This window comes from Sphingomonas sp. Sphisp66 (assembly GCF_047324325.1).
Classification (GTDB): domain Bacteria; phylum Pseudomonadota; class Alphaproteobacteria; order Sphingomonadales; family Sphingomonadaceae; genus Sphingomonas.
Genome location: NZ_CP168508.1, coordinates 4,825,153 through 4,834,334 on the forward strand (window position 1 = coordinate 4,825,153; position 9,182 = coordinate 4,834,334).

General features: G+C 66.8%; 10 protein-coding genes. 7 read left to right on the plus strand and 3 right to left on the minus strand.

Annotated features, from left to right (window positions below):
- Window positions 1–42 precede the first annotated feature (42 nt).
- The gene (locus ACEN8G_RS22325) at window positions 43–618 is read right to left on the minus strand and encodes an NADPH-dependent FMN reductase (protein WP_413415166.1); all 576 of its coding nucleotides are present in this window, start codon (window positions 616–618) and stop codon (window positions 43–45) included.
- Window positions 619–930: 312 nt separating this feature from the next.
- Between ACEN8G_RS22325 and typA the strand changes: the two genes are divergently transcribed.
- From typA to ACEN8G_RS22345, 4 genes are all read left to right on the plus strand, one after another.
- Complete coding sequence (typA, locus tag ACEN8G_RS22330; protein WP_413415165.1) at window positions 931–2,754, plus strand: translational GTPase TypA; 1,824 nt, start codon at window positions 931–933, stop codon at window positions 2,752–2,754.
- Between the two features lie 98 nt (window positions 2,755–2,852).
- A complete protein-coding gene (locus ACEN8G_RS22335) occupies window positions 2,853–3,263 on the plus strand; it encodes a DUF805 domain-containing protein (RefSeq protein ID WP_413415164.1) in 411 nt (136 codons plus the stop codon).
- Between the two features lie 80 nt (window positions 3,264–3,343).
- Window positions 3,344–3,901, plus strand: coding sequence for a hypothetical protein (locus ACEN8G_RS22340; RefSeq protein WP_413415163.1), 558 nt, complete (start codon window positions 3,344–3,346; stop codon window positions 3,899–3,901).
- A 57-nt stretch (window positions 3,902–3,958) separates the two neighbouring features.
- Window positions 3,959–4,819: a rhamnogalacturonan acetylesterase gene (locus ACEN8G_RS22345; RefSeq protein ID WP_413415162.1), complete on the plus strand. Its 861-nt coding sequence runs from the start codon at window positions 3,959–3,961 to the stop codon at window positions 4,817–4,819.
- A 218-nt stretch (window positions 4,820–5,037) separates the two neighbouring features.
- Here the strand turns inward: ACEN8G_RS22345 and ACEN8G_RS22350 are convergent, their stop codons facing one another.
- Window positions 5,038–5,436 carry an EVE domain-containing protein gene (locus tag ACEN8G_RS22350; protein WP_413415161.1) on the minus strand — a complete coding sequence of 133 codons (399 nt, stop codon included), beginning with the start codon at window positions 5,434–5,436 and terminating at the stop codon, window positions 5,038–5,040.
- A 141-nt stretch (window positions 5,437–5,577) separates the two neighbouring features.
- Between ACEN8G_RS22350 and ACEN8G_RS22355 the strand changes: the two genes are divergently transcribed.
- From ACEN8G_RS22355 to ACEN8G_RS22365, 3 genes are read left to right on the plus strand one after another with little or no spacing between them, the layout of a single operon-like run.
- On the plus strand, window positions 5,578–5,949 hold the full coding sequence (locus ACEN8G_RS22355; protein ID WP_413415160.1) for a hypothetical protein: 372 nt from the start codon (window positions 5,578–5,580) through the stop codon (window positions 5,947–5,949).
- 50 nt (window positions 5,950–5,999) lie between these two features.
- Window positions 6,000–7,658, plus strand: a complete 1,659-nt coding sequence (locus ACEN8G_RS22360; protein ID WP_413415159.1) for an FAD-dependent oxidoreductase — start codon at window positions 6,000–6,002, stop codon at window positions 7,656–7,658.
- A gap of 17 nt (window positions 7,659–7,675) precedes the next feature.
- Window positions 7,676–7,951 carry a DUF3297 family protein gene (locus ACEN8G_RS22365; RefSeq protein WP_413415158.1) on the plus strand — a complete coding sequence of 92 codons (276 nt, stop codon included), beginning with the start codon at window positions 7,676–7,678 and terminating at the stop codon, window positions 7,949–7,951.
- A gap of 291 nt (window positions 7,952–8,242) precedes the next feature.
- Here the strand turns inward: ACEN8G_RS22365 and ACEN8G_RS22370 are convergent, their stop codons facing one another.
- Window positions 8,243–9,007, minus strand: coding sequence for an isocitrate lyase/PEP mutase family protein (locus ACEN8G_RS22370; protein ID WP_413415157.1), 765 nt, complete (start codon window positions 9,005–9,007; stop codon window positions 8,243–8,245).
- Between the last annotated feature and the right edge of the window lie 175 nt (window positions 9,008–9,182).

Below are 9,182 nucleotides of genomic sequence, written 5' to 3' on the forward strand. Positions count from 1 at the left end.
TCGTTTCGGTCGCATCGTTCCTGCGAAAAAGAGCAGGTCCGCTCAATCCGCGGCCTTGCGCCCGGCCCTGAGCGTCCGGCCCCACCAGGTCAGCTCGTCATAGAGATGCCCGATCCAGCGGCTGTCCTTGTCGTCGGGCGTGAAGCTGCCGCCCGCAGCCTTGCTCCAAACACTCATGATGTGCACCGACGCTTCCAGCGGCGCCATGCGCAGCTCGCGCGCCACCATCGTCAGCTGCTCGATCGATCGCGCCCCGCCATTGCCGCCATAGCCGACAAAGGTCACCGGCTTGCGGTGCCATTCGGCATAGACGAAATCGAGCGCGTTCTTGAGCACCGCCGGGATGCCGTGATTATATTCGGGGCAGATCAGGATATAGCCATCGGCGCCGGCGATCTTCTCCGCCCAGCGCAGCTGCAGCGGGTCCTGGTAATCGCCCGCCGCCGGCGGCTTGGCGAAGGGATAGAAGGGCAGATCCCAGTCCTTCAGGTCGACCAGCTCGAGGTCGAGCGCCGCGCGGTCCGTCGCGCCCTCCATCACCCAATGAGCCACCGGCTCCGCCATCCGCCCCTCGCGGACGGATCCCATGATGACGAGGATCTTCAGCGGCTCGGCCATGTTCTTCCCTTCATGCAATCGGCGCTGTCCTACACGGCGCTTTTGTGGTTCAGAATGACCGATGCGCGTACTTGCTCCAATTACCCTTTCGGCGGCCCTTGCCGGCCCGGCGCCCCGCGCCCATCTCCCGAGCAAGCGCCACGCGCGTGGATGTCACGAACTTTGTGAACTTCCGCGCCGCGCACGCGATGGCGATTCAAGGGATTCAAGATTTTCTGGCTGCGGCGTCTCGACGCCGGCGGCGAATCACCGGGCTTCCCGCAACGCACAAATTGCTGTACGGGCCCGCCAACTTACTTCCAGGATAGCATCATGAACCTCCGCAACGTGGCGATCATCGCGCACGTCGACCACGGCAAGACCACGCTCGTCGACCAGCTCTTCCGTCAGTCCGGCACCTTCCGCGACAACCAGCGCGTCGAAGAGCGCGCGATGGACTCGAACGACCTCGAAAAGGAGCGCGGCATCACCATCCTGGCGAAGCCGACCTCGGTCGAGTGGGAAGGCACGCGCATCAACATCGTCGATACGCCGGGCCACGCAGATTTCGGCGGCGAGGTGGAGCGCATCCTCTCGATGGTCGACGGCGTGATCCTGCTGGTCGATTCGTCGGAAGGCGCGATGCCGCAGACCAAGTTCGTCACTGGCAAGGCGCTCAAGCTCGGCCTGCGTCCGATCGTGGTCGTCAACAAGATCGACCGTCCGGACGAGCGCATCCAGGAAGTGCTCGACGAAGTGTTCGATCTGTTCGTGTCGCTCGACGCCACCGACGAGCAGCTCGATTTCCCGGTGCTCTACGCCTCGGGCCGCAACGGCTATGCCAATGAGGATGCGTCGCTGCGCGAAGGCACGCTGCGCCCGCTGTTCCAGAAGATCGTCGATCACGTGCCGCCGCCGGCGCTCGAAGTCGATGCGCCCTTCACCTTCCTGGTGACTTTGCTCGATCGCGACAACTTCCTCGGCCGCATCCTCACCGGCCGCGTCCAGTCGGGCACGGTCAAGGTCAACCAGCCGATCCACGCGCTGGACATGAACGGCAAGGTGATCGAGACCGGTCGCGCCTCCAAGATCATGACCTTCCAGGGTCTCGAGCGCGTTCCGACCGATGAAGCCAAGGCAGGCGACATCATCTCGCTCGCCGGCCTCACCGTCGCCACCGTGTCGAACACGATTGCCGACACCTCGGTCAGCACCGCCATCCAGGCGCAGCCGATCGATCCGCCGACGCTGTCGATGCGCTTCGCCGTGAACGATTCGCCGATGGCGGGCCGTGAAGGTTCGAAGGTCACCAGCCGCATGATCCGTGACCGTCTCGAGCGCGAAGCCGAGTCGAACGTCGCGATCAAGGTCACCGAGAGCGAGGACCGCGACAGCTTCGAAGTCGCCGGCCGCGGCGAGCTTCAGCTCGGCGTGCTGATCGAGACGATGCGCCGCGAGGGCTTCGAGCTCGGCATCAGCCGTCCGCGCGTGCTGTTCGGCGAAGACGAGAACGGCAAGAAGACCGAGCCGTACGAGACCGTCGTGATCGACGTCGATGACGAGTTCTCGGGCACGGTCGTCGACAAGATGAACCAGCGCAAGGGCGAGATGACGGACATGCGTCCGTCGGGTGGCGGCAAGACCCGCATCACCTTCTCGGCGCCGTCGCGCGGCCTGATCGGCTATCATGGCGAGTTCCTGTCGGACACCCGCGGTACCGGCATCATGAACCGCCTGTTCGAGAAGTATGGCCCCCACAAGGGCAACATCGAAGGCCGCAAGAACGGCGTGCTGATCTCGAACGGCAATGGCGAAGCGCAGAGCTATGCGCTGGGTCCGCTCGAAGAGCGCGGCATCCTGTTCGTCGGGCACGGCGAGGCCCTGTACGAGGGCATGATCGTCGGCGAGAACGCCAAGACGGATGACCTTGAGGTCAACCCGATGAAGGCGAAGCAGCTCACCAACTTCCGCGCCTCGGGCGGCAAGGACGACGCCGTCCGCCTGACCCCGCCGAAGAAGATGACGCTGGAGCAGGCGATCGCGTACATCGACGATGACGAGATGGTCGAAGTCACGCCCACCAAGATCCGCCTGCGCAAGCGCCACCTCGATCCGCACGAGCGCAAGAAGGCGTCGCGCGCCAAGGCTGCCGCGTAAGGCCTTTCCTACAGACGGCGATCTGTGATTAGCTCCGCCCGGTCCTGGTGATCGGGCGGAGTTTTTCATGCCCGCATCGGCAGGTCGGGGGAACCGCGATGGATTTGCTGCTTCGGCCGTGGAGGCTCTATTCCGATTCGAGCGGGCGTTCGCGCCGTTCGGAGTTCTGGCTCTTCTATATCGTCAAATACGGCCCGCTGTTCCCGTTCGGGTTCGTGATGGGCATGTTCGATGCCGGCGGAACCGAGCCCCCGGCGTTTCTCGGCGCGGCGGGTGTCATCCTCCTCCTGTGGTTGCTGGCCACCTTCGTGCCCTCGATAACGCTGCTTGCCCGCCGGCTGCACGATTTCGATGCCAGCGGCAAATGGCTGCTGGCCAGCTTCGTCCCCTATCTGGGCTTCCTCGCGGTGATCGTGATCGGGCTGGTTCCGGGTACCAAGGGGGAGAATGGCCGGGGCGAGGATCCGCGCGGCCTCGATCCCGATGCGATGGCCGAAGTCTTCGAGTGATTTCGCAGGCCGGGGCTTTCCTACAGGCGGCTATCCATGGTTAGCTCCGTCTAGTCCCCGGTGGATGGGCGGAGTTCTCTATGCTGCTGACGATGCTGGCCCTGATTGCCGCGCAGGAAGCGCCGGGCACGCTCAACCAGCCGAAACAGGCGGCGGACGGCAAGCAGAGCTGGTCTATCCTCAACGATCCTTGCGCGGCGGCGCGGACGAAGGACGAGATCGTCGTGTGCGGCCAGGGCGCTCCGCCCGATCCGCGCCTGCCGCTGCCCGGCGAGCGCGGCCCGCCCGACCGGCCGATGCCGAGCAACCCGGACGTGACCGGGATCGGCGCGCTCAACGCCTCGATCGCGCCCTGCGCGACTCGCTCGGAGGGTTGCACCACGGGCATCAACATCCTCGGCATGGGAACCGCCCTGATCCGCGGCGTCGGCAAGGTGATCGATCCGAACAGCTGCTGCGAGGAACCGGGCGAGTCGACCAACCCGGTCAAGCTGGTCGGCGACGCGATCGGCGGCGTCGGGCGCGCCTTCAAAAAGAAGCCCGACAAGACCGGCCGGGTCGCCATCGAACTGAACGATCTCCCGCCGCCCGAACCGGTCCGGTTGCGCGACCTGGAGGTCCGTCTCCCGCTGCCCTGATTGCCACTGGCACCGGTGTCATCTAGCTTCCGGACAAACAGATTCGGGAGAGATGGGATGCGAAAGGCTGTTGTCACCGGATGGGTATTGGCGCTGTCGATGGGCGTGGCGCAGGCCCAGACCGCACCGCAGGACCGTCCGCCGGCGGTGCCGATCAAGGCCTCGAAGATCATCCTGGTCGGCGATTCGACCACCCAGGTGCTGTCGGGCTGGGGCGGCAGCTTCTGCGCCACCCATGTCACCAGCTTCGCCGCCTGCGTGAACCTCGCCCGGGGCGGGCGCAGCACCTATAGCTACCGGGCCGAGGGCAGCTGGGATCTGGCTCTGGCCGAGATGAAGACGCCGGGTTTCGTGAAGACCTATGTCCTCATCCAGTTCGGTCATAACGACCAGCCGGGCAAGCCGGGCCGCTCGACCGACCTCGCCACCGAGTTTCCGGTGAACCTGAAGCGCTATGTCGAGGAAACGCGCGCCGCCGGTGCCGAGCCGATCCTGCTGACCCCGCTCACCCGCCGCCAGTTCAAGGCCGGCAAGCTCGACCGCGATCTCGAACCCTGGGCGGCGGCGATCCGCAAGGTGGCGGCGGAGATGCAGGTGCCGCTGGTCGATCTCAACCGGCGCAGTGCCGATGCGGTCGAGGCGCTGGGGCCGTCGATGGCCAACCGCTTCGCCCAGATGCCGCCGGCTCGCGAGGTCTCGGCCGCAGCGCTCACCGGCACGACGATCGCCAATCCCGCCGCGACGCCCGCGGTGCCGGCGGCCGCGCAGAACAATGCCGCGGTCGAGCCGCTCGGCGATGCCAAGCTGGCGTTCGACTATACCCATCTGGGGCCAGTGGGCGCCGATTTCTTCTCGAAGATGGTGGCCGACGAACTGGCGATGGCGGTGCCGAAGATGCGGCCGTTGCTGGTGCCGTGATCGCTCTTGCAATGTAGGATTTCGCCTGCTTGGCTCGGGCGGCCGGGGGTCTTGTCCGGCCGCTCTTTGATTTCGTTGGAAAGATAGGATCAGGCGGCCGCAAGCAAGTTGCGCAAAGCCGCCGATCGAGGCGCTTCAGGGCGCGCGCTACGCCGCCCAGGTCATGAACTTAGTGAACTTCCGCGAGTCGCCCGGCGGTGCGCTGTTGGACCCGGGTCTTAGTCGCCCAGTTCCAGGATCACCGCCCATTCGTCGTCGCGGACGGGGGTGACCGAGAGGCGGGACTGGCGGAGCACTTCGAGCTTGGCCAGCCGGGGCTCGGCCTTGAGCATGGCGAGCGTCACCGGCTTGCCCAGCTTGCGCACCGGCTTCACCGCGACGCTGGCCCATTTGCCGTCATCGCCGTCAGCCTGCCAAGCGCGGGTGACCTCCATGATCCCGACCGCCGCCTTTTCGGTGTTCGAATGGTAGAAGAACGCCTGGTCGCCCGGCTCCATCTCCTTGAGGAAGTTCCGCGCGGTGTAGTTGCGCACGCCGTTCCACTCGGTGGCGCCCTCCTTGATCAGATCGTCCCAGCCATAGACATCGGGTTCGGAGCGGAGGAGCCAGTAGCGCATGCCGGGTCCTTAACCAGCTAAACCGCCGCTTAACAGCCGATTCCGAACCAGTTCAGGCTCCGCGCGTTATCTCCCTGACCTCAGCGCCGCGACTCGTCCCTCCTCGGGCAGCCGAAGGCGCCAGCAGTTGAGGAGGAAAGTATGTTCAAGTTCGCGCAGAGGGTCGTACTCGGCTTCGCAATGGGTGCCGCGGCGCTCACCGCCTTTGCCCCGTCGGCCGAGGCACAGCGCTATCGCGGCGGCGGCTATGGCCACCATTATCGCGGCCATGACGACACCGGCACCGCGATCGTCGCGGGCATCGCCGGCCTCGCCATCGGCGCCGCGATCGCCAGCAGCAACAACGACCGCCGCTACGACTATGATCGCGGCTATTACCGCGATCACGGCTATTACCCGACGGACGGCTACTATTACCGCAACCACTACCGCTCCTATCGCGGCTATTGCGAGACCCGGCGTGTGTGGGATCCGTATCTCGATCGCCCGGTCCGGGTGCGGTATTGCCGCTAACACTTTCGGGGGGCTGGCCTAGGGTCGGCCCCCCTCGTTACGCTGGCGGCATGGGCACCGATTCGCACTTCCAGCCGCAGCTGACCGCCGATCCCTCCGATCCGTACAAGCGGGAGGCCCAGACCTTTCCCGAGCTGAACGACGACATGGCCGGGCGGGTCGCTGCCTTCGGCACCGTCGAGGAACTGCCCGAGGGCGGTTCGCTGTTCGACCGGGGCGACCGCAGCGTCGACTTCTTCCTCATCCTCGAAGGCGCGGTCGAGGTGCTCGACATGGATGCCAAGGGGCATGAGCATGTCGTCCATGTGCACGGTGCGCGCCAGTTCACCGGTGAGCTCGACCTGTTCAACGACCGCAAGATCCTGGTCTCGGCGCGAGCAAAGCCCGGCACCAGGGTCGCCCGGGTCGGCCGGCTGGAGTTCCGCCGGCTGATCTCGGCCGAGCCGGATATCGGCGAAGTGGTGATGCGCGCCTTCATCCTGCGTCGGGTGGGGATGATGCTGCACGGCGAGGCGGGGATCGCGCTGATCGGCCCGGCCCATGCCGCCGCCACTGCGCGAATCGAGAGCTTCCTGCGCCGCAACGGCCTGCCGCACCGCCAGATCGACACCGAGACCGATGCGGACGCCGGGGGCTTCCTCGAATGCTTCCGGCTCAGCCAGGAGGACCTGCCGGTCGTCGTGGTCCGCGGCCAGACGTTCCGCCGGCCGAGCAACGGCCAGGTCGCCGATGCGCTGGGCCTCACCGTCGATCTCGACCCGGACCATGTCCATGACGTCGCTGTGGTCGGCGGCGGGCCGGCGGGGCTGGCCTCGGCGGTGTACGCCGCCTCCGAAGGGCTCGACACGATCGTGATCGAATCGATCGCGCCGGGCGGGCAGGCGGGGACCAGCTCGAAGATCGAGAATTACCTGGGCTTCCCGACCGGCATCTCGGGGCAGGCGCTGGCCGGGCGGGCGCAGGTGCAGGCGCAGAAGTTCGGCGCGCGGCTGCTGGTCTCGCGCGGGGCGGTGGGGCTCGACTGCTCGGGCGTGCCCTTCACCGTCCGGCTCGACGACGGCACCGAGATCCGGTCGCGCGCCGTGGTCGTCGCGACCGGCGCGCGCTACCGCAAGCTCGACCTGCCGCGCTATGCCGAGCTGGAGGGCAACGGCATCTATTATGCCGCGACCAACATGGAGGCCGGGCTGTGCGCCGGGCAGGAAGTGGTGGTGGTCGGCGGCGGCAATTCGGCCGGGCAGGCGGCGATCTACCTCGCCCGCAGCGCCGGCCACGTCCATATCCTGGTGCGCGGCAAGGGGCTGGCCGACACCATGTCGCGCTATTTGATCGAGCGGATCGAGGCATCGGACCGGATCACGCTCCATCCCTTCACCGAAGTGACCGAGCTGGAGGGCGAGCGGCATCTCGAGGGGCTCAGCTGGACCGACCGCCGGACCGGTGAGAGCAGCCGGCGCAGGGCCGGGGCGCTGTTTGTGATGATCGGCGCGGTGCCCTCGACCGACTGGCTGGACGATTGCCTGGAGCTCGACGGCGCCGGCTTCGTTAGGACCGGCAGTGGCGAAACCTTCTTCTGCTCGTCCAAGCCGGGGATCTTCGCGGTCGGCGATGTCCGCTCGGGTTCGGTCAAGCGCGTCGCGTCCGGGGTGGGCGAGGGATCGGTGGTGGTCTCCTCGATCCACCGCTACCTTGAAAGCCTGCGCCAATAGCGGCAAAGGGCTGGGCCATGAGTGACACGCCTCCCGACCGCCTGTCGGTCAACCAGAACAGCCCCTTTTTCCAGCGCGAGCTGCTGGAGCGCGGCATCGGCATCCGCTTCAAGGGCGTCGAGCGCCGCGACGTCGAGGAATATTGCATCTCCGAAGGCTGGATCCGCGCCGCGCTCGGCAACAAGGTCGACCGCAAGGGCAACCCGCTGACGATCAAGCTGAACGGCCCGGTCGAGGCATGGTTCGAGCGTCCGGCGGCTGGCGGCGAAGCGGAAGAGGGCGCCGAGGGCTGATCTTCGGCCGATCGGCTGAGCGATTCGTTGAATCTCTTGAATCCCTGACGCGTGCGCGCGGCAGCGGCCGCGCGCGCTCGGGATAGGGTTCCACGGTGAGAAAGAGCCTGTCGAGGGTGACAGGCGGAATCCTATTTTGGAAGCCCGATTACCCCTTCTCCCTTTGGGAGAAGGAGGGGCCCGCGCCCGGAGGGCGTGGGAGGATGAGGGGGCGACATGCCTCTGGCCGCGTTGTTCGCGGACAGGTCGCCCTCACCCAACCCTCTCCCAAAGGGAGAGGGCTTTATGGACTCACGCCGAGAACGCCGCCCGCGCCGCGTCCTCGAAGGCCTTGAGTGCGGCCATGTGGGGGAAGGGGCCGTGGCTGATGCGGGCCACGCCGGTCTGCGCCACCGCCTTCGCCTCGGGCGCGCCGGGGAAGGCCATGAAGTTTACCGGCAGCGGCACCGCCTTCGCCACCCGCTCGAGCAGGGCGAGGTCGGCGAGGCCGGGGACGAAGAAGCCGCTGGCCCCGGCATCGGCATAGGCCTTGCCGCGCTCGATCGCCTCGTCGGCCATCGCCGCGTCATGGGTGTCGCCCGGCGCGATCAGGAAGATGTCGGTGCGGGCGTTGAGGAAGAAGTCCGGGCCCACCGTCCAGCGGATCGCGGCGATGCGGGCGGACTGGTCCTCGATCGTATGCATGACGCGCGCCGGCGTGCCGTTGCTGGCGACGACCTGATCCTCGAAATTGCAGCCGATCGCACCGGTGGCGGCGAGCTTCTCGACATTGGCGGCGACCGCGTCGGGATCGACGGCATAGCCGCCCTCGAAATCGACGCTGACCGGCAGCGCCACTGCGCCGACGGTCCGGCGGGCATTGGCGAGCGCGAGGTCGAGCGGCAGCGCCTCGGCATCGTCGAAGCCGTGCGCGGTGGAGACCGAGGCGCTGCCGGTGGCGATCGCCTTCGCCCCGGCGCGCTCGGCGGCGCGGGCGCTGCCCGCGTCCCAGACGTTGAACAGGATGACCGGATCGCCGGGAACGTGCAGCGCGGCGAAGCTCTGATACTTGGACATACGGGAACCCCTCTCGTTCCCGGATTGTTCTAAAGAGGTAACGACGCCGGGGCAAGGGGGCCGTAGCGTCGCTTTGCGACCATGCTGCCAAATCCCGCCAGTTTCACCCACGAAAAAGGATACCCGTCTCATGGGAGTATCCGGACGACGGATGCGCTCGCGGAAAGCCCGGGAG

Excerpts from the sequence above, each read along its gene's own strand:
- ACEN8G_RS22370 (WP_413415157.1), bottom strand. The coding sequence starts at position 9,007 with ATGTCCAAGTATCAGAGCTTCGCCGCGCTGCACGTTCCCGGCGATCCG.
- ACEN8G_RS22350 (WP_413415161.1), bottom strand. The coding sequence starts at position 5,436 with ATGCGCTACTGGCTCCTCCGCTCCGAACCCGATGTCTATGGCTGGGAC.
- ACEN8G_RS22340 (WP_413415163.1), top strand. The coding sequence starts at position 3,344 with ATGCTGCTGACGATGCTGGCCCTGATTGCCGCGCAGGAAGCGCCGGGC.
- ACEN8G_RS22355 (WP_413415160.1), top strand. The coding sequence starts at position 5,578 with ATGTTCAAGTTCGCGCAGAGGGTCGTACTCGGCTTCGCAATGGGTGCC.
- ACEN8G_RS22345 (WP_413415162.1), top strand. The coding sequence starts at position 3,959 with ATGCGAAAGGCTGTTGTCACCGGATGGGTATTGGCGCTGTCGATGGGC.
- ACEN8G_RS22360 (WP_413415159.1), top strand. The coding sequence starts at position 6,000 with ATGGGCACCGATTCGCACTTCCAGCCGCAGCTGACCGCCGATCCCTCC.
- ACEN8G_RS22365 (WP_413415158.1), top strand. The coding sequence starts at position 7,676 with ATGAGTGACACGCCTCCCGACCGCCTGTCGGTCAACCAGAACAGCCCC.
- ACEN8G_RS22335 (WP_413415164.1), top strand. The coding sequence starts at position 2,853 with ATGGATTTGCTGCTTCGGCCGTGGAGGCTCTATTCCGATTCGAGCGGG.
- ACEN8G_RS22325 (WP_413415166.1), bottom strand. The coding sequence starts at position 618 with ATGGCCGAGCCGCTGAAGATCCTCGTCATCATGGGATCCGTCCGCGAG.
- typA (WP_413415165.1), top strand. The coding sequence starts at position 931 with ATGAACCTCCGCAACGTGGCGATCATCGCGCACGTCGACCACGGCAAG.